Origin of the sequence: Streptococcus parasanguinis, from assembly GCF_000963275.1 — a bacterium.
Classification (GTDB): domain Bacteria; phylum Bacillota; class Bacilli; order Lactobacillales; family Streptococcaceae; genus Streptococcus; species Streptococcus parasanguinis_B.
In genome coordinates, this window is record NZ_JYOW01000001.1 from 1,664,169 (window position 1) to 1,688,993 (window position 24,825).

Below are 24,825 nucleotides of genomic sequence, written 5' to 3' on the forward strand. Positions count from 1 at the left end.
ACACCAAAAAAGAATACAGGAAAACAAAGATCGTTCTGTCTTCCTATACTCTTCTATGTAATTATTTCACTTCTGAGATCAATCCGGTGTCCACATCATACACAGCCCCCGAAATAACGACATCCTCTGGAATCAAAGGAGAAGCCTTTAAAAGCTCCATATCTTCACGGACACTCTCCTCAATATCTTGAAAAGGAAGGAAATCGCGATCTCCTACATCCACACCCAGTTCTTTCTTGAGATGCTGACGGAAGCCCTCGTTTTCAAAGGTCTGAGCACCACAGTCTGTATGGTGCAAAACCACAATTTCACGGGTACCCATCTGCTGCTGGGAGATGACCAAGGAGCGAATCATATCATCAGTCACGCGCCCTCCAGCATTCCGCAAAATATGGGCATCTCCAAGAGCCAGACCCAGTGCTGGTGCCACGTGAAGGCGGGAATCCATACAGGTCACAATGGCTACTTGTGTTTTGGGCTTAATCGGAAGACGGAGGTCTCCATGTAGCGCCACATAAGCTTGGTTAGCTGTTAAAAAATTATCAAAATAAGACATGGTCTCTCCTTTGTTCCTTTGAAATTCAAATCATCTATTATTTTACCACATCTCACTATTTCTGTCAGAGAGGATCTCCCGTCATCTGTCACATCTGAAAAAAGAGAGTGGGACAGAAATCGGTAATTCGTTAGAATTCGATTTCGTCGTCCCACCTCCGCACAGTTGAGCAGGGCTGTAAAAGCTGATGAAATCAGCGTAGTAGAGCCCACTCAACCACTGCGTCTTGTTCGACAATCCAAAAACAATTGAGAGGCTAGGACTTTCGTCCCAGCCTCTTTTCTTCTATTAAAATACTTTCTTCAAGACTTCAGCTAGTGTACTCACACCGACCACTTGGATACCTGATGGTGTCGTGATCCCTATCAGAGAATTTTTAGGTACATAAATCTTGGTAAAACCGAGCTTAGCAGCTTCATTGATCCGTTGTTCGATCCGATTGACTCGGCGGACTTCTCCGGTCAAGCCCAACTCTCCAACGAAACACTCTTGCGGGTTGGTTGGCTTGTCCTTGTAGCTGGAGGCAATGGCTACGGCTACGGCTAGGTCGATAGCTGGCTCATCCAATTTGACGCCACCAGCTGACTTGAGGTAGGCATCCTGATTTTGAAGGAGCAAACCCGCTCGTTTTTCTAACACCGCCATGATAAGACTAGCCCGATTGAAATCAAGTCCCGTTGTCGTCCGCTTGGCGTTACCAAACATGGTCGGTGTCACCAAGGCCTGCACCTCCGCCAAAATCGGACGCGTCCCTTCCATGGTGACCACGATGGACGATCCAGTTGCCCCATCCAAGCGTTCTTCCAGAAAGACCTGACTCGGATTGAGGACCTCAACCAGTCCACCTGATTGCATCTCGAAGATCCCGATCTCATTGGTCGAGCCAAAACGGTTTTTGACCGCTCTCAGGATCCGGAAGGTATGATGGCGTTCCCCCTCAAAGTAGAGCACCGTATCCACCATGTGTTCCAGCATCCGAGGTCCTGCCAAGGTTCCTTCCTTAGTTACATGGCCGACGATAAAGATGGCGATGTTATTGGTCTTGGCCAGCTGCATAAGCTCAGCTGTCACCTCTCGTACCTGAGAAACTGATCCCTGCACCCCTGAAATTTCAGGAGACATAATCGTCTGAATGGAGTCAATGATCAGAAAGTCAGGTTGGATGCGCTCTACTTCTGCTCGCACACTCTGCATATTGGTCTCGGCATAGAGATAAAACTCACTGTCGATATCCCCCAAGCGCTCTGCTCGAAGTTTGATCTGCTGGGCTGATTCCTCTCCACTAACATAGAGAACCGTTCCCACTTGAGATAGCTGGGTCGACACTTGAAGGAGAAGGGTCGATTTCCCAATCCCAGGATCCCCACCGATGAGGACGAGACTTCCTGGTACCACTCCGCCTCCAAGGACGCGGTTAAACTCCTCCATCTCCGTCTTGGTCCGGTGAACATTGATAGAGGTCACGTCCGCTAATTTCATAGGTTTGGTCTTTTCACCCGTCAAGGACACACGCGCATTCTTAACCTCGGTGACCTCAACTTCCTCGACAAAAGAAGACCAAGAACCACAGTTAGGACAGCGCCCTAGGTATTTGGGTGAATTATAGGCACAATTTTGACAAATAAAAGTCGTTTTTTTCTTAGCGATGATAAACCTCTTTCTAAATCTCTATCTCACACTCAATCACTTGGCAAAAATCAATCTTCTCATTTGGCACAAACTGGCGCATAAGCATGCGATGGGCTACAACTACCACAGTTTGATGTCCCCGATACTTAGCCATGCATTCTAGAAAACGAGACTTCATCTCTACAGCTGTCTCATATTGAACAGGAGAATTTGGGAGCAACTCCCCCTTGTTTTCTAAAAACAGACATCTAGCTGTTTCAAAGTTCTCTATACCTGTTTCATAAACCTGCCATTCATGCAATAATGGCTCTACCCTCAAAGGAAGGCCAGTAGCACAGGATACATAAAAAGCCGTTTCTAAAGCTCGCGTCACTGCAGAAGACACCAGGATATCAGCTGAGCCAAATAAAGGATTTTTGCAAAGTTCCTGAGCTTGTTGTCTTCCTTTCTCAGATAAGGGTGCCAAATCTATCCCGAATCCAGTATAGGAACGCTCCTCTAACTCACGGTAATTTGGCTCCCCGTGACGGATAAAAATAATTTTCATATTAAGATCCCCATAAAACTATCCAATCTTGATTCCGCAATCTTGCCACTGCTTCAGTGTTTTAGAGAATTTCTTCTGGTTGGCAACTCCGACAGCAGACAAATCGACAGAAACCTGATAATTCTCCTTGGTAGCTGCCAAAACGGAAGCCTTAACACAGCCATTGCCATCTACCCCTATAAACTCTATACTTTTAGCACCGTTTTCCTCTAAAAAATCTTTTAAATCTGGATTAGTAAAACAAGAAGCCCGACGCTTCTCAAAGATACGAGAAGATACAAGCAGCAAGCCGGTCGCAAATTTCTTCTTTCTGTCTTTTCTCCCCCGTCAAGGACACACGCGCATTCTTGACCTCTACAACCTCAACCTCCTCAACAAAAGAAGACCAAGACCCACAGTTTGGACAGCGTCCTAAATACTTGGGGGAATTATAGGCACAATTTTGACACACAAATGTCGCCTTTTTCTTTGCGATAATAAACCTCTTTCTATATCTCTATCTCACATTCAATCACTTGGCAAAAATCAATCTTCTCATTTGGCACAAACTGGCGCATGAGCATTCCGTGAGTTACAATGATAATAGTTTTATAATTTTTATATTTTTCCAAAGCTGTTAAAAAACGATGACGCATCTCTAGATCAGTTTCATAGCGATAAGGAGAATCTTCAGATAAAGCTCCTTGATGTTTTAGATAATATTCATGAGCTACTAATACACTAGTTAAATCAGAGTTAGTGCCATCTATGTCTGGACGCCACTCATGAAAAAACGGCTCCACAAACAAGTCCAATCCTGTTTCAACTGCTATATAATGTGCTGTTTCTAAAGCCCTCGTCACAGACGATGAAATAATAATCTCTGCCTTTCCAAAACATGCAGTTTTAGCAACTTCTTTTGCCAGACTGCGACCTTTTCCTGTCAATGGTGCTAAATCACGACCAAAACCACTATAGAGTTGCGGATTTTCAAGTTTATCAAGCATACTATAATCTGGCTCCCCGTGACGGACAAAGATAATCTTCATCTTAGTGCCCTGTTGACCCAAATCCACCAGTACGCACGCCGGCTGCTTCATCTCCATCGGCAATCAAGAATGGTGCAAAGACAGCCTGAACCACACGTTCTCCAACTTCAAGAACAACTTCCTGGTCGGTAATATTTTTCATCTGAGCAAAGATATGGCCTTCATTTCCTGGATTGCCATAGTAGTCTCCATCAATGACCCCCACAGAGTTGATCAAGACCAGGCCTTTTTTGCGAGGGTTGGACGAGCGATCGTAAAGATAAAGCACTTCACCCGCTTGCATATAGGCCTTGACCCCAGTTGGCACGAGGACGATTTCCCCTGGAGCAATCACCGTGCGCTCTGCCACCTTTAAGTCGTAACCAGCCGCGTGGGCCGTTTCCCGTTTTGGCAGTAAGTCCTGATTGGTATAGCTTGATACAAGCTCAAATCCGCGAATTTTTGTCATCATAATTCCTCTTTTATCTAAATAGTTTCCATCTCTTCTATTATACCATCACTTTGCCCTAGCGTCTCCCCTATACTACTATTCGTATTTTTTGAGTAAAAACCTCCTTTTTCACCTTCATTATTTGTAAATTATATGATACTTTCATGGTTGTTTTCTAAAAGAAAGTGAAAGTTAATGAAACAGCTTAAAAACACCTAATTTCACCGATTTTAGCTTGAAGCCAATTATTATTTTTGCTATAATTCCCTGTGTAGGGAATAATTTTAAAAGTAAAATATTTTACCCTATAAAATTATTTAATGGAGGTCGTGTCTCAGCACTCAATTCTAATTACCAACAGATAGGATTTGAAAGGTCCATATCGTTAAAAGTAATCAGGTATTGATGATTAGGCACTAATTTTTTTATGAAAAGGGAAGATAAGATGAAGAATAGGAATATCAAAATTTTCTCATTTGTCCTTTGTTTAGTGGCCATGCTTTTCGCTTTAGGTCTGAATCGCACTTCAGCAGAAACTCCTGGAGTGACAGTAAGCGGAAAATTGGTCGATACAATCAAAAATATCAAAGTTACCAATAATGAAGGTGGCAACCTTGATTGGGAATTAGGACAATGGGCAACATTTCGTATCAATGCTGATTTCGACTTAGCTGGTAAGAATGTCAAAAAAGGTGATACGACTGATCTCACCGTTCCAGATGCTTTGATCATTACGTCGCAAAGTTTTGAAATTCGTGATGTCAATACGAATGAGGTCATTGCCCACGCAACGGTTGACAAAGACAATAAGAAATTGTCATTGACTTACACTGACTATGTCGAAAAACACTCAGATACCCAGGGATCCTTCTTCTTCTATGCGCGGATCGACTTTAAGAAACACCCTCAACAAGGGGAAGTCCCTGTTGAAATTACCGTCAATGGAGAAACCAAGATCGGCGGGAAGGTTACCTTTAAAGGAGTCGGAGACGGTAACCCAACTCCATTATCAAAAACTAGTTGGGTGAATGACAACGACCATAAAACAGTCACCTATACTATTTCTGTTAATAAAAGTAAACAAAATATCAAAGAAGTCACTATTGAAGATCATTTGAGATTTACAAATGCTTCCTATGTAAAAGACAGCATCAAAGTCATCAAAGGGAAGTTCTCATTTGAAGCAGGTGAATGGGTCTTTTCAAATCGTGTTGATGTAACGGATCAACACCCTGTTACCATCAGTGAAGATGGTCAATCTTTTGTTGTCAATCTGGGGGACATTAGCGAAAACGATCAATATCGGATTGATTATGATGTTCGCTTAAATTACGAGCCTGTAGACGGGGAACTTCTTAAAAACGATGCTACCCTTAAAGGAAAGCAGTTTGAAACAAAAGATGTGACAAACACAGCCGCTGTCCAAGTCGCAGGAGGATCTGGTGTCGGTTATGTCTTTACAATTCATGTCCACAAGGTAAACGATGAAAGTCAGCCACTTGCTGGAGCTAAGTTTAAAATCGTTCGTCAAGCCAACAACCAAGTGATTGGGGAATACGTTACAGATGAGAACGGAGATATTACGGTTAATGCGCTCTTAAAAGATAAATACATCTTAACAGAAACCGAGGCCCCTGCGGGTTATACGATCAAGGAGGCTGACACCGTCGTAAATGCTGAAGATTTTGGTAAGGATCATAAGGTTACGAAGACGATCGTCAATCCAAAAGAACAGACAACGACTACGACAACCACTACAACTACTACTACGACAACAACCTCTACAACGACTCAAGAGCCGACAACAACTACTACGACGACTCAAGAGCCAACAACGACTACGACAACAACTGAGGAACCTACACCTACTACCACTACAACAACTCCAGAGTCAACAACAACTTCAACAACAACTGAAGAACCTACAACAACGACTACGACGACTCAAGAGCCAACAACTACAACAACGACGACAGAAGGTCCAAAACCTACGCCGACTACGACAACAACTACAACGACGACTACAACCACGTCTGAAAAACCAGTGCCGACTCCAACGACCACTACGACAACAACTCCAGAAGGGCCAACAACGAATACGACCAAACCTGGTAACCCAGATGATTCTGGCACCACAACTTCAAACGGAGGTCGCAAGACATTCCTGCCAAAAACAGGTGAAGCAGTCGCTACTGGTGTCATCTTGATCGGTGTTGCTATCCTATCAGGAGCCGTCATCTTGAAACGCAAGATTTCTAATAACTAATCGTTTGCATTGCGGATCATATAAAAAAGGATCGCATCCCATTGGATGCGATCCTTTTTTGTGTTGATCACAGTTTTTGATACTCTCACACCTTATTGTCCTTCATTACTTCTGCTTCGTCTCATTTGAATGACGAGGTAAGCAACAGAAACAATAGATAGCAAGGCACCCAGGATCACGCCTTTTTGTCTAAAGACGAATTCAACCTTATGATTTCCCTTTGAGATTGGGAAGGATAAGAATGCATTCCATGCTTTTTCGGTTTTGACAAACTTCCCATCCACTTTCACTTTCCAGCCATCGCTGTATGGAATGGAAGTCATCATATAGTTACTATCATCTGTGATAGACACATCGCCAACAATATGGGTATTTGAAAACTTGGTTACTTGTAAACCTTGTTTCTTCCGGTTTTCTAATACCTGTTGAATCTGATCAACGTCGGCGCGATAAACACCTGCATTGCTCATATCGATGTGATCTGTTCTAAATCTAAATTCAATAACGGTTTCTTGGTTTTCAGTTTGATCTGTCAACTGCCAAATTTGTCTTTGCGTGAAAATTTTAGCATTGAGCAACCATTTATTATTGAGTAAAACCGAGTAATCTTGGTTTTGGATCAAAGATACAGGAGTAAAGAAATAATAGGTGTAATTGGTACGTGGAGTGACCTTATAACGAATAATGGCATCTTTTGACGAATCCGCTCTCTTATAGATGGCTTCTCCCGTTTCCTTATTAACCTTTTCTTCGATCACATTTTCTGTCTCGATCGAGCTGAACGCCAAGGGTTTAAAGTACTCAACGGTATCATTATTGGCCTTTTGATGCCCCTCCATGGAGTTCAAAATGATATTCTGGTTAGCAAAGGCATTATTGGCACCAAATTGAATATTTCTTACCAGGCTGTTAGTCCCGTATGCAAGTGGGAAGGAATTTGGATTCTTATAGACGACATAACGCTTGTCCTCATAAACCTTGTCTGTGAAATAGCGATGCAGATCAAAGCGGTCTGTAAATCGATAAAAGTACATCTTATCCGGATTGGCTTCAATATCTTTGGGATCAAAATCCTTGGCACTCATAAAGTAACGAACACCATATAAAGCATCTGTCAAAGGTGTCCCATTTGAATATTGGGTCGCCGCATTAACGCCAAGATCTCCCATGAAAGCAAAGTGATCCATGGTGCTACGTTCCAAACTTGAACTAAAGGTACTTAGACCCGGATAGGACACCAAGGAAGGAACTGTTCTGGAATAGGCAAAATCCGTGGCAATCCGATAGAATTTTTGATCTGCATTTTCTTGGATATTGTCTGTCACGCGCTTGACCGAAACGGTCGCATCTGCAAACTTGTGCACATCATCATACCCAAATGTTACTTGGGACAAATACGCATTATAGCCAAACTCAAAAATTGTCAGCACAGATACGACAATCATGGACAAACGTGAGATCTTAAAGTTTAGGATGAAGAGAATGCTCAAGTAGAGCATCGCTGTAATCCCCACTTGCGACAAGAGATAACCTGTCTTTAATAAGACGGCAGCTAGTACTAGAAATACTGCTGCTAGAGCCATTCGAATCATTTTTTCCAATTGGCTCTTCTGAGATTTTTCCCAATACGCATAGAAGATGAAGCAGGTCACTGCTGCTATTCCCAGAACACTTAGAATAGAGAACTTAGAGAGGAAACGACTGATCGCTTGCGGTTGGGTCTTTGAGATAAAACTATACTGATGGAAATAGAGATAAACCACCGACAAGAGCAAGCCCAAGCCGATGATGCAGTTAGTTCGTTTGGAAATAACGATCTTCTGCTTCATCGCTTGATAAGCTAGGACTAGTATAAAGAATGAAAATAGCCAAGAAAAACGGAAGAAGAAACCGGCTGGGTTTTGTCCCATATGCCATATCTTACTGACAAATTCATTGACAAAGGAAATCAGGAAAATGAGGGTAACAATCCCTGCAGCCCATTTTTTGGCTTTTCCAACTTTTTGCGATAGGAAATAAAAGATAAAACCAAGAAAGCCGAGCGCTCCAATATAAATATTGGGAAGGTTGGGACCCGCTGACCACCCTGATGTCGTATCAAAGCCACCAACAACCAACTTAGAAAGAATATCTAAAGGGTTAATTTGGAAGGCAAATGAGAAGCTCATGCCTCCACCAACTTGCCCCTTACTTTCAATCAGGTTGAAAAATACAGGCAAGAGCAAGACTGAAGCTGTTGCAATCCCAATAATCGAATAGATCACCGCTTGCAATAAAGGGATACTAAAGTTTTTAATCTTTGCCTTTAGATCTCCCTCAACCAGCAATCTTGGCGATACATAGTAGCAGGCATACAGAGCGATGAAAATGGAGATCATATAGCCCATATAAAACTGAAGCAAGACCGTCAATCCCAGAGCAAAAGCATAGCGATAAGGAGATTTCCCATCTAATAATTCTTCCAAATACACAATCACAATAGGAAGCATGATCATGGCATCATAGAAGATGACGTTCATCTGATAAGAAACCAACATTCCTGACAAGGCATAGGCTGTCGAGAATAATGGAACCAACCATTTTCTAGATTCTAATCCTTTGTAGCGCTTGATTAAAAGGAAAGCAAAGGATAGACCGATTGCCCCGTATCTGAGCCAAATAGTTAAAAATACTGCTGCTCCAAAATATTTGAGGGGAGCTAGAATATAGATGATGTTGAAGGGACTCATTAAATAGTAGCCGAGCACACCGATCATATCTCCACCAAGAGACTTGGTGAAAGAATAACTCAAACTAGATAGATCCCCCGTCAAGATGGCATTTTTTAGCAAGCCAAAGAAACTGATATATTGCTGTCCAAAGTCAACAGCCATCAGACTCTTACTTCCAAAAGGGTACATCCCTATAACGGCCCACACAACCAGCATAATGGTCATTGGGAGCAGGGCACTTGCAGCATAGAGAACTTTCTTTGGATGTTTTTTCCAAAACTCTTGCCAACGCATGAACCAGATTAACATGTTTTCTCCTATCTTCTTTAGCCGATATGATTTTTCTTCGCTTGTTCGATATTGGTCTCTTCAATGATGAAATGAGGACGACGCTTCACTTCGTAATAGATCTTGCCAATATACTCTCCAAGAATTCCGATGAAGATGAGTTGCACTCCGCTAAATAATATAATAGCCGCAATCGTTGTGAAATAACCACTCACATAATTCCCAGCAGCGAAGATATATTTCATCAACTCAAAAACTAGATATAAAAGAGCCAGCCCTAAACAGATGAAACCGAATTGAATACAAACACGGAGAGGACGATCATTAAAAGAAATAATTCCTTGAATCGCATAATTCAAAGATTTCTTAAAACCAAACTTACTCTTTCCAGCCTTACGGGTTTCATTCTTATAAGGGATTACTTTCTCTTTAAAACCAATCCATTCATACAAACCTTTATTAAAGCGATTGTACTCTGGCATTGACACAAAGGCTTCCATCGCTTTTCGGCTAAGCAGTCTTAATTCAGATTTTCCATCTGTTAGGTGCACATCCATGGAGCGATTTGACAAGAAGTAAAACAAACGTGCAAAGGAACTTCCTACAAAAGATTCTCCTTCACGAGTTCGTTGGCCACTAACAATATCATAGCCCTCATTATAAGCTTCTAAGAATAAGGGAATCAAGTATGGTGGATGCTGGAGATCCCCGTCCATGACCATAACCGCATCCCCACTGGCATATTTAAAACCAGCCAAGATACCGCTCTCTCGTCCAAAATTTCGACTGAAACGGATATATTTGATGCGGTCGTTTTCTCTTGCAAATTCTTCAATTAACTCAAAGGTCTTGTCACTACTTCCATCATCGATGTAGAGGATTTCATAATCAGAGAGCTCTTTCCCTAACATTTGCTCAAGCTGATTAGAAATTTCACGATGGGTTTGAGGAAGTACCAGCTCCTCATTCAAGAGGGTTATTAAGATTGATAATTTCATCCCTTTTCTCCATAATACATTCCCAAAAAAGAGAGAGCTCATGCTCTCCCCTTATGTAGAAACTCATTGTTTATTTAATAGACAATTTTCGTTTCAATACGACTGCACCTGCTAACACAAAGGCTCCTGAGAATACAAATCCAGTTGCTGCAACTTCACCTGTATTAGGAAGAAGCGCTTTACGCCCTCCTCCATTGTTTCCACCTTTTGGTCCTGGTTTTCCAGTCGTGGTCGTCGTGGTTGATTCTTCACTTCCTGGAGTCACCGGTTTCTCTGGAGTTGTTGTTGTGGTGGTGGTGGTGGTTGGTTCTGCAGTAGTCGTTGTTGTCGTCGTTGGCTCTACAGTAGTCGTAGTAGTCGTTGACTCTCCTGTTGTTGTGGTTGAAGTAGTCGTCGGCTCTTCTGTTGTTGTGGTTGTAGTAGTCGTCGGCTCTTCTGTTGTCGTGGTTGTAGTAGTCGTCGGCTCTTCTGTTGTCGTGGTCGTAGTAGTCGTCGGCTCTGCAGTAGTCGTTGTTGTGGTCGTTGGCTCTGCAGTAGTCGTCGTTGTCGTGGTCGTTGGCTCTGCAGTAGTCGTTGTCGTGGTCGTTGGCTCTGCAGTAGTCGTCGTTGTTGTTGTTGGCTCTGCAGTAGTCGTCGTTGTTGTTGGCTCTGCAGTAGTCGTTGTCGTGGTCGTTGGCTCTGCAGTAGTCGTCGTTGTTGTTGTTGGCTCTGCAGTAGTCGTCGTTGTTGTTGTTGGCTCTGCAGTAGTCGTCGTTGTTGTTGTTGGCTCTGCAGTAGTTGTTGTCGTGGTCGTTGGTTCTGCAGTAGTCGTGGTGGTGGTGGTTGGTTCTGCAGTAGTTGTTGTCGTTGTTGTAGTCGTGGTGGTTGTCGTTGTTGTGGTAGTTGTAGTCGTTGTCTTTTGGTCTACAATCGTCTTCTCTACTGGAGCTTCTGGTGTTTTAAATTCTCCAGCTTCCACAACAGTATCTGCCGCCAAGTCATAACCTTCTGGAGCTGAAATTTCTTTGATGATATATTTGTCACGCAAGATGTTCTTAACAGTGAATTCACCATTAGCATCTGACTCAAACTCACCAATGATATCTTGGTTAGTTGCACGGATAACTTGGAATTTCGCACCTTTAAGTGGAGCACCGTTTTCGTCTACTTTTTTCACTTGAATGCTAAATTCGTAACCGATACCTTCACCACCAGCGATTTGGATGTTTACTTTACTATTTGAAGGGTACTCATCTTTGTTAGCACCTTTGATTGTCGCTGTATTCTTAATTTGTTCGCCGTCAACAGTTTCATAGTTAGCAACTGCTTCATATTCTACTGCAAAGTGATCGTTAACAGAAATATTACCAAAATCAATAGAGAATGACTTATCTGTTGCGTTTACAGTATAGTTAGCCGTAACGTCTTGTTTATTGTTAAGAGTCCATTTTCCATTAGCGTATTCCCAAGTACCTTTGAAGATTTTGAAACTATCCTTTTTGTAGGTAACCCCTGCTGATGTTATTGAATCTGAAAGGACTGCATTGTTGATTGCTTCGTTAGTTCTGTTTACAGAGATACGGAATCCAAGGTTTTTGTGATCTCCATTATCCCAACCAGATTTGATGATTGTGTAACGTTTACCTTCACCAACTGTTGTACTTGTTACTTTACCGTTGAATTTTACATTACCGTTAACAGAAACCTTAACAGGAACTTCACCATCATTTGGGAATTTATCTTTGTTAACACCAGCGTAGAAGAAGAATGAACCTGAAACGTCATTTTTCGTTTGAGCGAAATCTGTGAATGTCAAGACAATCTTACCAGTTTTTGCATCAACTTTTGCATCGGCAATCTTTTTACCAGTGATTGTATCGTTGATTTCAAAATCCTGAGACTTGATATCGATTGGTCCATCGATAGTGACTTCAGTTGTATCCCCTGCTTTAACATTTTTTCCTTCTAAAGCAAATTTTGCATTCAGACGGAAAGTGTCATAACGACCTAGACCGGTTGCTAATTCTTCACCTTTGCTATTTTGGATCTTGATCTCCGTGATGACATCGACTTTTTTAGACGTTTCCGCTTGTACAGTTTTAGAAAAAAGTGTCAATGACACAATCAATAGCGAACAAACTATTGACAAATAAACTGCTAACTTTTTCATTTTTTCTCCCTTTCTAGGCTGATTTTTTATAAATCAACGCATATAATATAGCAAAACATAGTGAGAAAGTCAAGATTATTGAACAAAAAATCCATCTTTTGTATATTTAAGGTCTATTGGGCTTGTGAATTTTTTTCTAAATAAACCTCCCTCTTTTAAACAATTATTTTTCCAGAATCAGCACATCTTTTGTAGATAAGTTGCTTTCTTTATACCCTGATTCTTTATAGAGGTTTAGAGTGGCTGTTTCAGAATAACCATTTTTTTCCTCTTGCATTTCCCTTGGAACTACCACTATGTCAATCTTAGAATCAAGCTTTTTGTTATTATGGTAGAAAATATCATACAATTTTTCATGACTGCGAAGACTTGGCGTATAGCCACCTGCTGCTAAGACCGCTTTATCTTTAGGGATGGCCTGCAAGGTCTTTTCGAGCCCATCAAAATAGTCTTTGCGTGTTTGATAGTATTGGATTTCAAAATTCCAATTATGCGTGAAACTATATAGAATGGCGCTTGAAAAAATGATGGAAGAAGCTAGTAGAGCCACCAATACATTATCTGATGCCAACTGATTCTTGCTTAATTGATCGATAGACAATAAAGCCATCAGAAATAGAAGCGTGACCGAACCATAGCTATACTGAAAACCAATATCATATTGGTAAGGCCAATCCATCAATAAATTAATGAGAAAAAGGGGCAACATCAGAAAATAGGTAGACCAACGTCGCTGAATCAGTGGTAAAAAGCTAAAAGGAAATAGGACCAAAAAGAGGTAACCAAGTCGTTTCGCTGTAAATAGACTTCCCAAAACATAAAGCGGATTTAGGACTACATTTTTCACAACCATCAGGAGGCCGTTTTCGCCACTCAATAATAGATTATTGTATCGAGAAACCATAGCTCCCTCGCCATATCTTGCTAAGAGGAACATGGCAAATGCAAAATAAAGTATCGGTAAGGCAAACAGGCTGAGATACAACCACTTTTTAAACTTGGCCTCGAAGGTAAAACGATGTTGAAAAGCAAAATAAAGTCCTAAGGACAGCACGTAGACAAAGGCATCCTCTTTCACAAAGAGAAGCAATAAGGTGATGAAAAGAGTTCTGCCACGCCACTGAGAGATCAGGCTGTAGAACAACCAAAGTATCAATGGAGGCAAAAAACAATTTTCATGCAAATGGAATCCACCACTCGTTGTCATGACCGGAGTCACAAAAAAGAGGGCAAGCACGAGTGGCTTCATGACTTTTGGCAATTGTATTTTCTTTAGAATCAAACAAAGCGGGATAACTGCAGAAAAGACAATCACTGTTTGAGCGATATCTAATGTTTCCACATAAGGAAATAGCATATAGAAGGGCAAGATCAAATAATAAATTGGAGAAATATGGACTCCGAAATGCGATAAGGCCCTATCTCTTTCAAGGGTGGTGACTTGTGAAAAATCATGTCTCATTCTCTCAAACATCTGCGAAAAAATTCCAATATCAAAGGAAGACACCGCATTGGCTTTAATCTTATAATAGGCCACAACCGATAGATAGAGCACGTAGAAAATACCACTGATCAATGTCACCACGGTGAGTCTTCGAACCCAAGTTTCATTGACTTTAGCCAAAGAAACCTTATAGAGAACGAAACCGATTAGAATGGCAACGACAACGGATACCAATACTGGCCAGATCAAAGTGGGTAACTTCGATTCAGAAACCATAAACGAAAAGATCCCCAGTTCCTTATCTTGAAAATTGGCACTGGTTTGTAGCAACAATTTCGGAAAAGACAAGATATTTACCACCAAGAAGATATAAGCGATTGTTTCTTTTCCTAAATAAAAATATAGAAACAAGACCAGTGAGAGCAACACTAGGCCCAATGACATAAAGAGACTCGGACTTTTCAAAATAGAAATAAATAGGATACCTGCCGCGAACCAGAGATTCAATTTTTGTATGCAGATATACTTCTTGCTCTCCGTCAAAAACCAAAGAATAGGATAACTAACGAACAAAGCAAGGACCGTATGGGTCCATCCCACTTTACCAAGTTCTAGAAATAATTCCTTTGTTGAAAAACTCAATAGATTGACCATCATGGCCACAAAATAAGAACCTAGAAGCAACCATAAATAGTTACGGTTCAGTGTCTTAGTAAGTTTCATTTCTATCAATACCTCCCAATTGTAGTTCCTATTCTAGCACAAAACCCTTACTATTTCTAGATAGTAATAAGCACACTAAAAGAGAGGTTGATACCAGTTCAACCTCTCTTTTTCTTATAGTTCCTGTAATAAATAACGGAAGAGTTCTAAATTACCTTTTTCTTCATTGACCAAGTATTCTGGATGCCACTGCAAGCCCATAATCCGATGGCCGTCTACTGCTTCAATCGCTTCGATGGTGTGATCGCGCGGATCAAAGGCGGTCGCACGGAAATTTGGTGCAAGATCCTTGATACTTTGGCGGTGCACGGAATTGATTCGACTGGCCTGCCCAAAAAGCTGCTCTACCACACTGCCTTTTTTAGTCTGGATAGAATGAGAGGTCCCAAACGGAAGTCCTTGCCAATGCCCTTCGATCTCTTGGTTGAGTGTTCCTCCAAAAGCTACATTGATCAACTGAACCCCACGGCAGATTCCTAGAACCGGTTTGTTTTGGCGAACTGCTTCCTTCAGTAGGGCAAGCTCAAATTGATCGCGTTCGATATTGTAATCATCGCTTTCGATGGTTTTTTCTTCCCCATAGAGACTAGGATCGACATTTTGGCCTCCACTTAAGATCAACTTGTCAATCGTTTCAACATAGTCCTTAACCAAGGAAGGATCCCCCATCGGGATGACCATTGGAAGCCCACCTGCTTGACGGATTCCTTCAGCAAATTGACTAGACACGGAGGAATGAAGGTTTTTCCCTTCCGGGTCCACCGGACAGAGATTAGCGGATACTCCAACAATTGTTCTGCACATATTCATTCCTCCTTCATTTTAACTACTACTTATCTTACCACCCATTAGTGATAGTGTCTAATATGTATTTTTTAAAACCGTGATAGATTTTATTTATCACCCTCACTTTCCTCACAAAACAATTGATGATCATACAAGTTTTTTTACCTATATTATGTTAAAATAGAGAGGAAAATAGAATCGCCCTTCAAGGCACACATTAGGCCGTTCCGAAGGCGCAAGCGCTAGATTCCTAGCCTTGTTGAAAAATAGACATAGAAATGGAAGATACAATGGAAAAACAAACCGTTGCAGTATTGGGTCCTGGTTCATGGGGAACAGCCCTTTCACAAGTCCTCAATGATAACGGCCATGAAGTCCGTCTCTGGGGAAATATCCAAGAACAAATCGATGAAATCAATACCGCTCATACCAATCAACGCTATTTCAAAGATATCGTTATTAGCGAAGACATCACTGCTACGACCGATTTGAAAGCAGCTTTGGACAGTGTGGACGCTATCCTCTTTGTCGTGCCTACAAAGGTGACCCGTTTGGTGGCGAAACAAGTCGCTGAAACACTGGATCACCCTGTAACAGTCATGCACGCTTCCAAGGGACTAGAACCTGGTACACACAATCGGATTTCTCAAATCCTTGAAGAAGAAATTCCTGCTTCTCTTCGCAGCGAGGTGGTGGTCGTTTCTGGACCTAGTCACGCCGAAGAAACTATCGTACGGGACATCACCCTCATTACAGCTGCCTCAATAGATTTAGAAGCTGCACGTTATGTTCAAGAACTCTTTAGCAATCACTACTTCCGCCTGTATACCAATACAGATGTCATCGGAGTGGAAACTGCTGGAGCCCTGAAGAATATTATCGCAGTCGGAGCTGGAGCCCTGCATGGTCTTGGTTATGGTGACAATGCCAAAGCAGCTATCATCACGCGCGGTCTCGCTGAAATTACGCGCCTTGGCGTTAAGCTAGGAGCTAGCCCCTTGACCTATAGCGGTTTGTCTGGGGTTGGTGACTTGATCGTTACCGGTACTTCTGTTCATTCCCGCAACTGGCGAGCTGGGGATGCTCTCGGACGTGGCGAAAAATTGGAAGACATCGAAGCCAACATGGGCATGATCATTGAAGGGATCTCTACGACCAAAGTCGCCCATGAACTGGCGCAAGAATTGGATGTCTACATGCCGATTACACAAGCCATTTACCAAGTCATTTATGAAGGAAAAGATATCCGCGAAGCCATCCACCACATGATGAGCAATGAATTTAAAGAAGAAAACGAGTGGAAATAAGTCAACCACCCTATCATCAATCCTACCTTTTAGAAAGGAAACTATATGACTAAAGTTAGAAAAGCAGTCATTCCTGCGGCTGGTTTGGGGACGCGCTTCCTCCCAGCTACCAAAGCTTTGGCAAAGGAAATGTTGCCAATCGTTGACAAACCTACGATCCAATTCATCGTAGAAGAGGCTCTGAAATCTGGGATCGAGGAAATCCTTGTCGTAACAGGGAAGGCCAAACGTTCGATCGAAGACCATTTCGATTCTAACTTCGAATTGGAATACAATCTCGAGCAAAAAGGCAAGACTGACTTACTCAAGTTGGTCAATGATACAACAGCGATCAATCTTCATTTCATCCGCCAAAGTCACCCTCGAGGTTTAGGGGACGCTGTTCTTCAGGCAAAAGCCTTTGTTGGAAACGAGCCTTTTGTCGTTATGTTGGGAGATGATCTCATGGACATCACTAATGATGATGCCTTGCCATTGACCAAACAGTTGATGAACGACTACGATGAAACCCATGCGTCCACTATCGCTGTGATGGAAGTCCCTCACGAAGAGGTTTCTTCTTACGGTGTGATCGCACCTCAAGGCGAAGGCATTAACGGTCTTTATAGCGTTGAAACTTTTGTCGAAAAACCAAACCCAGAGGATGCTCCAAGTGATCTTGCTATTATCGGACGCTACCTCTTGACTCCTGAAATCTTTGATATTCTTGCAAATCAAGAACCAGGTGCTGGCAATGAAATTCAATTGACGGATGCGATCGACACTCTCAACAAGACCCAACGAGTCTTTGCCCGTGAATTTAAAGGCCAACGCTACGATGTAGGTGATAAATTCGGCTTCATGAAAACTTCGATTGACTATGCCTTGAAACACCCTCAAGTCAAAGATGATCTCAAACAATATATTATCGACCTTGGAAAAAAATTAGAAGCATCTGAACAAACTGCAGACTAATCATTCCCAAATCAAAAGAATACAAAAAGACTGGCCATATCATGTAAGGGATTTGCTACCTTACAATGGTCAATCTTTTTTTTTGTAAAAAAGAGGCTGGATAAAAATCCGGCCTCTTTTGTTTCATTGGACTTAGTCCAATTCACTTTTTAATTCTTATTGTTTAAGGATGAACATTGTAAGAATAATTGGTATTTGGGAACGTTTCAACAGTTGCTTTCGCAAAAGATGAACCAAAACGATTGTTCTCATTGCCACCATTACCAGCTGAAACTGCTTCGGATGGATCTTGAGCTTTTGCTTCTGGTTTCACAAATGTTTCAACTTTAGTAGAAACATAAGATTCTTTATCTTTTGTAGCTGCATAACCGAAGCGGTTATTTGGATTGCCTTCTTCATTGACTTTTGTTTGAATTGGCTGAGTTTTTTCTGGCTGTACTGGTTTTTCTGGTTGAACTGGTTTTTCTGGTTGAACCGGTTTTTCAGGTTCTACTGGCTTTTCAGGTTGAACTGGTTTTTCAGGTTCTACTGGTTTCTCAGGTTGAACTGGTTTTTCAGGCTCTGGGTCTTTGTAATCATCTGGCTTAGAGGCACGATATGGATCATCTTTACGACCTAGCGAAATCAAATGTGCATGCATATCTGCTTCATAAGATTTGAAGTGTTCAAACAGTTTTTTAGATAGCGCAAGAGCATTTGCTGTCACTTCGTCTTCTACTGCTTTAGCAGCTTCCGGATTGTCTTTCAAAGCTTTATATTTTGCATCACTAGCTTCCTGTTCAATAATCAATTGTTTTTCCAGAGCTTTCCAGTGATCTTGAACTGTTTTACCAAAGACATCTTGGTTATTGATCGCCATGTTGTCAATGTGCCATACTGTCCAATACCATGAATTTGGATCATAAGTTGCTGTTTGAGGTTTGAAGGCTTCGTAAGTATCTTTTAGATTACCATAGAATGGAACATAAGGAGTGTTCCGAGATGGTCCCATACCAAGCCATACAGTTCCACCAAATGATTTTGGAAGGTTTGGATTGATTTGGTAGACATGGGCATCGATGACGTTTTCGTTTCCTAAAGCATACTTGTATTGGTCTTTACGAACAGCATCATTGCTACCATTATCCCCTTGTTTCTTGACACCAATTTGATCGTCTGGAACAAAACGACCATTCAAATGTTCAAAACGGTTGCGTTGGAGAGCAAAGGCATCTTCCAAAGTAAATTTCTTGTTTGGATCTGTTGGTGAGCGGAAGAGTTCGTATTCATCATCTTCATAAGTCACTTTTGATTTTGGATCCAAAAGAGTGATTCCTGCGTAAGTACGTGAACGGTCTCCTTCAGCATATTTTTCTGGTCCATAAGATTTAGCGATATGGAAATTGCCATCTTTATCAGTCTTGTAACTACCTGATTCTTTAGCTACTTTTTCAACATCTTTTGAAGCAATAACATTTTCAGTGTCATTCAAGTTTACATGGCCAAGGTAGTAGGTATTGGCAAAAACTGCATATTTATCTTCTGGAACTTTAACAGCTACATATTGGTGTCCAGAAAGAATTTCCATGTACCAAGTTTCTTTCTGATCGGCAATAACAACTGTATTCCCCTCAGCTGAACCTTTTTCTTCAATGACTTTCGCAAGTAGTTCGATTCCTTCACGAGCAGACTTAACGCGTGGTAAAACTACGTCCAACATAGCAGCTTCTGGAATTCCCTTTTCTGTCAATGGGTCAGTCTTCAAGACCTTTTTGTTTGGAATTGCTGTAACAGTTGAGGTCATAGAGACACCGGCTTCGTTAAATCCGTGTTCACCAAAGGCACCGTTACTACCATCTCCACGAGCAGAGTCATAAGTCGCTGTGTATTTCATTTCACTGGCAGCATGTGGATAGGTAAAACCATTAGATTCGTCTTCCAGTTGATCCCCTTCCTTATAGTTCTTCGCATCAACAACTACAAAGTTTTTGTTGTGCTTTCCACCATTTGGATAGTAAGGGTAGTCTTCTGTCCGACCAAAGAGAGTGGTCCCATCCTTGGTCAATTGGCGACCAATGATAAAACCGCAACAGGCTTGAACAGCTTGAATCGGTAGGAGTAAGAGTGTCATCGCTACCAATGAGAGTTTTAACAACCATTTTTTCATGGCAAATCTCCTTTATTTTTGCACTACTTCTGACAAAATAGCACTATTTTTGATTTTTATATCTCCAGTTTACACCTTTCTCAGCCTTTTTGCAAGCGCTTTCTATTTTGCATTTTTATACCTCTTTACCCATAATTGCCTTCTCTATGGACCTAGCAATAGAGGGCTCTCTTGACTCCTGCAAACATATTATAATAAATATATACAATTCTTTGCATTTCAAACAATTTTCTGTTAGTTTACGATTGCGCTACATTTTTTAGGAAAAAAAGAGAGTGGGACAGAAATCGGTAATTCGTTAGAATTCGATTTCGTCGTCCCACCTCCGAACAGTTGAGTAGGGCTGTAAAAGCTGATGAAATCAGCGTAGTAGAGCCCACTCAACCACTGCGTCTTGCTCGACAATCCAAAAACAATTAAGAGGCTAGGACTTTTGTCCTAGCCTCTTCTTAAAATAGAGTTAAGATTTTACCTAAGAAATAAAGCAAAAGTAAGAGATAAGATAGGGCTGCACTCATCTGATAGGTTCGGTTCATAAAGCGAGCTTCCCCTCTTACTGGAAAGACATAAGCCAACATGACCCCAGCTACTAAGCCACCGATGTGCCCCGCCATACTGATTCCTGGCATGAAGCTAAAGATCAAATTGACCACAATCAAGCTGGTATAGGACTGACTCAAGTGGCGAATATAGGGACTTTGGACAATAAAGCGCAGAGCACCGATAGTCCCAAACAGTCCAAAGAGGGCTGTAGAAGCTCCTGCTGCAATCACATCTGGCGTAAAAATAGCGACAAAGACATTGCCCATCATGCCCGATAAGAGATAGAGAGCTAAGAAAGCCTTCGATCCAAAGAGATCTTCTGCCAAACGTCCCAAGTAATAGAGAGTGATCATATTGAGCACAAAATGTTCTAGGCCGATATGAACAAATGTAGCTGTCACGATTCGCCATAACTGGCTAGGATCGACTTTCACAACCTCTCCAATAATCCCACCGCTATAGTAAACAGCGGCACCTGTTTGGTAGTCACCTCCAAATCGGATAAACATGGAAAGAAAGACTGCCGTTGTCACGAGCAATAAGAGGCTGGTCACAGGATAACGACGATCAAAGAGTAACTTCATAGACTAGCACCTCCTGAACTGCCTGATCAAACGTATCTGGCTGGAAATCCCCTTGCTGGATGGAATAAATCGTACTAACCGTTTTTCCAGTAAAATCTTCTAAATAACGATCATAATAGCCACCACCATAGCCAATTCGGTAGCCTTTTGACTGGAAGACCACGCCTGGTACATGGATCAGATCAATCTCTGACTGATCCACAAGCTTCCCTTTTTCATTGGGCTCCAACAAACCAAAGCGTGTCTTTTCCAAAATATCAGGATCGTATTCCACAAATTCCATTCTCCCTTGTGGGTAGGTACGGGGAACACAGACGCGTTTCCCAAGTTGAAGAGCTGCTTGGATCAAGCCAGCTGTGGAAACTTCATGGTCAAAAGACAGATAGGTCGCAAGGGTCTTTGCCTCCTGAAAAGCTGGTAGCTCCAAGAGGCGCTGAGTCAGCTCTTCATCTGCTTGAGTTTTCACAGTTTGAGGCAGTGCTTTCATGGCTGCTATAGTTTCTTTTCGTAGTGTTTTCTTCATGCCTACTCCTTTTGTCTAGCTTTTATTGTATCATTTTTTAGGAAAGATCCGAACAGTTTTTATACAACAAAGAAAAAATCCAACTCCAGACGGAGTTGAATCAATCCTTTATTGGTTAGCCTTCATTTTCAAAAATTTACCAATGTTTTCCACAGCAAAGGGAAGGGCGGCCTCATTTGGGCTCATCTTTGGATGGTGCAAGGCATAAGGGGTATCAATCCCCAACCAGAACATGACACCGGGGACCTTGCTCAAGAGAAAGCCGAAGTCTTCTCCTGTCATCGCAGTCAGGATATCAATCAGGTTCACGTCTTCCTCAGCTGTGAAAAAGTCCATGAGTTCTCTAGCCAATGCTGGTTGGTTTTCCACAGGCAGGTAGCCCCCTTGCTTGAGTTCCAGGTCCAATTTCACATCAAAGGCTGCTGCAACTCCTTCTGCAATGGCTTTGACCCGTTTTTGAGTCAAAAGATTCATCTCCATGGTCAAGGTCCGAATGGTCCCATGAAGGAAGGCTGTCTCAGCGATCACATTATTGGTTGTCCCTGCATGCATGGAACCAAAGGTCACCACAGCACCTTCAATCGGATCGACATTTCGACTCACGACCGATTGGACTTGGGTAATGAAGTAAGAGGCCGCTACAAGAGCGTCATTGGCCTCATGTGGAAAGGCCGCATGCCCTCCCTTTCCTGTAAAGGTGATCTTGACTTCACAGGTCCCCGCAAAAAGGGTACCCGTATTGGTCGCAATGTCCCCCACCTTCAAATCAGGTCGCACATGCAGACCATAAAATTCATCAGGAAGCCAGTCGCCAAAAGCATTGTCCTTATACATGAGCATTCCACCAGCCTCATTTTCTTCAGCTGGTTGGAAGAGAAAGAGCAGGTTATTTTTTGGTTGCACTTGAACCAGTTGATCCAACAGTCCAAGGGCTGTCGTCATGTGCATATCATGACCACAAGCATGCATCCGTCCTTCGTGCTTGGAGGCAAAATCAAGGCCCGTTTGTTCCACAATCGGTAAGGCATCGATATCCGTCCGCCAGCCGATCGTTTTTTCAGGCGCAGATCCATGGAGATAAACCAAGATCCCGGTCCGCCAAGTCCGTTGCTCAACAAAGTCCTTGCCCGCTGTGATCTCTGCGATTCTCTCTAAGAGGTAGGCTTGGGTTTCAAATTCTTCCAAGCCAATTTCAGGGATTTGGTGCAAATCCCGTCTGATTTTGGTTAAATCCAATGTCATCGTCGTCTTCTTTCTATTAGAATAGGGAGTGGGAAAGAACTCCTATTATTTTAAAAAGGTTGAAAAGGTTCCCCAAACCTTTTCAATCTTCCCACCCCCGCATAGCTCCAACAGTCTGGGAGACTGTTGGAGGTTGCAGATAAAGGAAATATCATTTCCGTCAATATAGGTCATCTTTGGAGCTTAATCAAGCGAACAAAGATGCCAATCAACCACTGCGTCATACAATTATTCCCTTCAAACATCAAAGGCTGGACAGTTTTTGCCCAGCCTCTACCATTCATATCTTACAAATTACGCAAAGCGTCTTCGAGTGCTGTTTTTTGTTGTGTTTTTTCATCGATTTCCTTGATGATGCGAGCTGGGACACCGGCTACGACCACATTTTCAGGGACATCTTGAGTAACGATAGCGCCAGCGGCAACGACGGATCCGTTCCCTACTTGAACCCCTTCAATCACAACTGCATTGGCACCGACCAAGACATTGTCACCAATCCGAACCGGCTCAGCAGAAGCTGGCTCAATGACACCCGCAAGAACGGCACCTGCACCGATGTGGCTGTTTTTACCGACTGTTGCACGGCCACCAAGGATAGCCCCCATATCAATCATGGTTCCTGCACCGATTTCAGCACCGATATTAATGACAGCACCCATCATCACGACAGCATTGTCTTCGATGGTCACTTGATCACGGATAATAGCGCCTGGTTCGATACGCGCGTTTAGATAGCGCTTATCCAGCAAGGGAACAGCTGAATTCCGGCCATCTTGTTCGACCACATAATCCTTGTTTTCAGTCAAGTTAGCAAGAAGGGGCTCAATATCTTTCCAGTCACCGAACAACACATTGCCCAGCTTGGTAACAGAAGCAGGAACAGCTGTTGCCAATTCCCCTTCAAAGGTTACTTTCACATTTGTTTTCTTTTCTGCATTTCCAATAAAAGCGATAATTTCTTGAGCAGACATTTTTTGTGCAGTCATGAGATTCTCCATTCATTTCAATTAAATGTATCCATATTATACCACAATCCTAGTGAGATGAACACCTAAGGCGATGTGGATGTCGCCGGATCTTCGAGACCCTTGATTTCACTAATAGTTCGATTACTTCCAAAACGAATAATGACTGATCGCGAATCAGAAAGTTTATAGTGAAAGGTTAAAAAAGACTCTGAACCCATCATACTCGACCAAGAAACACGGCTAGGAATTCCGACTGTATTCACAAGATCTGCATAGCTGGTTCCTATTTTAATATTGGCAAAATCCTCTCTATTCAAACTACCATTTTTATTGGCTAATCGCTCACTGTTTAAGTTCTCAAAATTAAGAGAAGATAGACGGCTACTAATCATATTTGAAAGCAAAACAGATACAGAAGAAGGGGATCCTTCAGCCTCATAATCCAAGCTTGTCATGAAAGGACCGACACTACCCTCTTGGTAGGTTTCTTCCCCACTACTAGCCTTGCCCAGTACAGCTACCACATCCTGCGGAGACAGATAAGTTGAAGAGGTACGGCCTTGATCCCCCTCACTTAAACCAGGAATCAGGGAAATCGCCTTCTCATAGGTCACTTGAAACTGAAATTCCCCCTCCGGAGCAATCAAGGTACTCGTGCCACTCTTCAAGGTTTCCTTTCTGATTCCATAAGACCGGCCAGTGCTTCCGTATTCACTAGTAGTAGAAGAAGGATGTTCCTCACTATGGATACCTCCTGAAGCCAGATAGGCAAATAATCCCAGCATGGCCATTAATCCAAAAAAGGCTGCCAGCGAAGACCCTCCACTATTAGAGGAAGGAGAGTAGGTTTTCGCCCTATCCGATTGGGAGTCTAGTACAGGTTGTCTTGGTTCTGAGCGCCTGCTTCCCCCTATTGAAGCCAGGTCAGCTTCTGAAATCAAGCGACTCCCACCCTGGTGAGAAGAAGTTGCCTTGATGTCTGTCCGTTGATCGTCCAATGATG

19 protein-coding genes and 2 pseudogenes are annotated in these 24,825 nt (G+C 42.3%); 3 read left to right on the top strand and 18 right to left on the bottom strand.

Annotated features, from left to right (window positions below):
- Window positions 1-61: 61 nt before the first annotated feature.
- The 7 genes and pseudogenes from TZ97_RS07885 to TZ97_RS07910 all read right to left on the bottom strand — a co-directional run bounded on the left by TZ97_RS07885 (window position 62) and on the right by TZ97_RS07910 (window position 4,208).
- Window positions 62-556 carry a beta-class carbonic anhydrase gene (locus TZ97_RS07885; protein ID WP_003008959.1) on the bottom strand — a complete coding sequence of 165 codons (495 nt, stop codon included), beginning with the start codon at window positions 554-556 and terminating at the stop codon, window positions 62-64.
- Window positions 557-844: 288 nt separating this feature from the next.
- Window positions 845-2,206, bottom strand: a complete 1,362-nt coding sequence (gene radA / locus TZ97_RS07890; RefSeq protein ID WP_080934918.1) for a DNA repair protein RadA — start codon at window positions 2,204-2,206, stop codon at window positions 845-847.
- A 10-nt stretch (window positions 2,207-2,216) separates the two neighbouring features.
- Window positions 2,217-2,732, bottom strand: a complete 516-nt coding sequence (locus TZ97_RS07895) for a histidine phosphatase family protein (RefSeq protein WP_045759966.1) — start codon at window positions 2,730-2,732, stop codon at window positions 2,217-2,219.
- A gap of 18 nt (window positions 2,733-2,750) precedes the next feature.
- Window positions 2,751-3,053, bottom strand: a pseudogene (locus TZ97_RS07900) (isochorismatase family protein); the annotation flags it as partial.
- Window positions 3,049-3,210, bottom strand: a pseudogene (locus TZ97_RS10320) (DNA repair protein RadA); the annotation flags it as partial. The pseudogenes TZ97_RS07900 and TZ97_RS10320, both read right to left, overlap by 5 nt.
- Before the next feature lie 10 nt (window positions 3,211-3,220).
- A complete protein-coding gene (locus TZ97_RS07905; RefSeq protein ID WP_045759967.1) occupies window positions 3,221-3,760 on the bottom strand; it encodes a histidine phosphatase family protein in 540 nt (179 codons plus the stop codon).
- Between the two features lies 1 nt (window position 3,761).
- Complete coding sequence (locus TZ97_RS07910; protein ID WP_045760229.1) at window positions 3,762-4,208, bottom strand: dUTP diphosphatase; 447 nt, start codon at window positions 4,206-4,208, stop codon at window positions 3,762-3,764.
- A gap of 427 nt (window positions 4,209-4,635) precedes the next feature.
- Between TZ97_RS07910 and TZ97_RS07915 the strand changes: the two genes are divergently transcribed.
- Window positions 4,636-6,456 (top strand): LPXTG cell wall anchor domain-containing protein, encoded by a 1,821-nt coding sequence (locus TZ97_RS07915; RefSeq protein ID WP_023919769.1) that lies wholly within the window; start codon window positions 4,636-4,638, stop codon window positions 6,454-6,456.
- 92 nt (window positions 6,457-6,548) lie between these two features.
- Here TZ97_RS07915 and pgfM1 read toward each other — a convergent pair whose 3' ends face one another.
- The 5 genes from pgfM1 to TZ97_RS07940 form a co-directional block, all read right to left on the bottom strand.
- Window positions 6,549-9,476 (bottom strand): glycosyltransferase PgfM1, encoded by a 2,928-nt coding sequence (pgfM1, locus tag TZ97_RS07920; RefSeq protein ID WP_045759968.1) that lies wholly within the window; start codon window positions 9,474-9,476, stop codon window positions 6,549-6,551.
- A gap of 17 nt (window positions 9,477-9,493) precedes the next feature.
- Window positions 9,494-10,453, bottom strand: coding sequence for a glycosyltransferase PgfS (pgfS, locus tag TZ97_RS07925; protein WP_023919773.1), 960 nt, complete (start codon window positions 10,451-10,453; stop codon window positions 9,494-9,496).
- Window positions 10,454-10,523: 70 nt separating this feature from the next.
- The gene (locus tag TZ97_RS10725; RefSeq protein WP_045759969.1) at window positions 10,524-12,602 is read right to left on the bottom strand and encodes an Ig-like domain-containing protein; all 2,079 of its coding nucleotides are present in this window, start codon (window positions 12,600-12,602) and stop codon (window positions 10,524-10,526) included.
- A gap of 163 nt (window positions 12,603-12,765) precedes the next feature.
- Complete coding sequence (locus TZ97_RS07935; protein ID WP_045759970.1) at window positions 12,766-14,769, bottom strand: DUF2079 domain-containing protein; 2,004 nt, start codon at window positions 14,767-14,769, stop codon at window positions 12,766-12,768.
- 114 nt (window positions 14,770-14,883) lie between these two features.
- The gene (locus TZ97_RS07940; protein ID WP_003012927.1) at window positions 14,884-15,573 is read right to left on the bottom strand and encodes a gamma-glutamyl-gamma-aminobutyrate hydrolase family protein; all 690 of its coding nucleotides are present in this window, start codon (window positions 15,571-15,573) and stop codon (window positions 14,884-14,886) included.
- A 272-nt stretch (window positions 15,574-15,845) separates the two neighbouring features.
- On the opposite strand from TZ97_RS07940, the gene TZ97_RS07945 reads away from it, so the two are divergent.
- Together TZ97_RS07945 and galU are read left to right on the top strand one after the other, a co-directional pair.
- Window positions 15,846-16,862: an NAD(P)H-dependent glycerol-3-phosphate dehydrogenase gene (locus TZ97_RS07945; RefSeq protein ID WP_045759971.1), complete on the top strand. Its 1,017-nt coding sequence runs from the start codon at window positions 15,846-15,848 to the stop codon at window positions 16,860-16,862.
- 45 nt (window positions 16,863-16,907) lie between these two features.
- Window positions 16,908-17,816, top strand: coding sequence for a UTP--glucose-1-phosphate uridylyltransferase GalU (gene galU / locus TZ97_RS07950; protein WP_003008975.1), 909 nt, complete (start codon window positions 16,908-16,910; stop codon window positions 17,814-17,816).
- A gap of 163 nt (window positions 17,817-17,979) precedes the next feature.
- Here the strand turns inward: galU and TZ97_RS07955 are convergent, their stop codons facing one another.
- The 6 genes from TZ97_RS07955 to TZ97_RS07980 all read right to left on the bottom strand — a co-directional run bounded on the left by TZ97_RS07955 (window position 17,980) and on the right by TZ97_RS07980 (window position 24,820).
- Entirely contained in the window at window positions 17,980-19,962 is a 1,983-nt protein-coding gene (locus TZ97_RS07955; RefSeq protein ID WP_045759972.1) for a C69 family dipeptidase, read from the bottom strand.
- 449 nt (window positions 19,963-20,411) lie between these two features.
- Entirely contained in the window at window positions 20,412-21,089 is a 678-nt protein-coding gene (locus TZ97_RS07960; RefSeq protein WP_045759973.1) for a rhomboid family intramembrane serine protease, read from the bottom strand.
- Window positions 21,073-21,612, bottom strand: coding sequence for a 5-formyltetrahydrofolate cyclo-ligase (locus TZ97_RS07965; protein ID WP_045759974.1), 540 nt, complete (start codon window positions 21,610-21,612; stop codon window positions 21,073-21,075). Before TZ97_RS07965 ends, TZ97_RS07960 begins: the two co-directional genes overlap by 17 nt.
- A gap of 108 nt (window positions 21,613-21,720) precedes the next feature.
- Complete coding sequence (locus TZ97_RS07970) at window positions 21,721-22,854, bottom strand: N-acetyldiaminopimelate deacetylase (protein ID WP_045759975.1); 1,134 nt, start codon at window positions 22,852-22,854, stop codon at window positions 21,721-21,723.
- 287 nt (window positions 22,855-23,141) lie between these two features.
- Window positions 23,142-23,840 carry a 2,3,4,5-tetrahydropyridine-2,6-dicarboxylate N-acetyltransferase gene (gene dapD, locus TZ97_RS07975; RefSeq protein WP_003016885.1) on the bottom strand — a complete coding sequence of 233 codons (699 nt, stop codon included), beginning with the start codon at window positions 23,838-23,840 and terminating at the stop codon, window positions 23,142-23,144.
- Window positions 23,841-23,905: 65 nt separating this feature from the next.
- Window positions 23,906-24,820, bottom strand: coding sequence for a hypothetical protein (locus TZ97_RS07980; protein WP_045759976.1), 915 nt, complete (start codon window positions 24,818-24,820; stop codon window positions 23,906-23,908).
- Window positions 24,821-24,825: the final 5 nt, after the last annotated feature.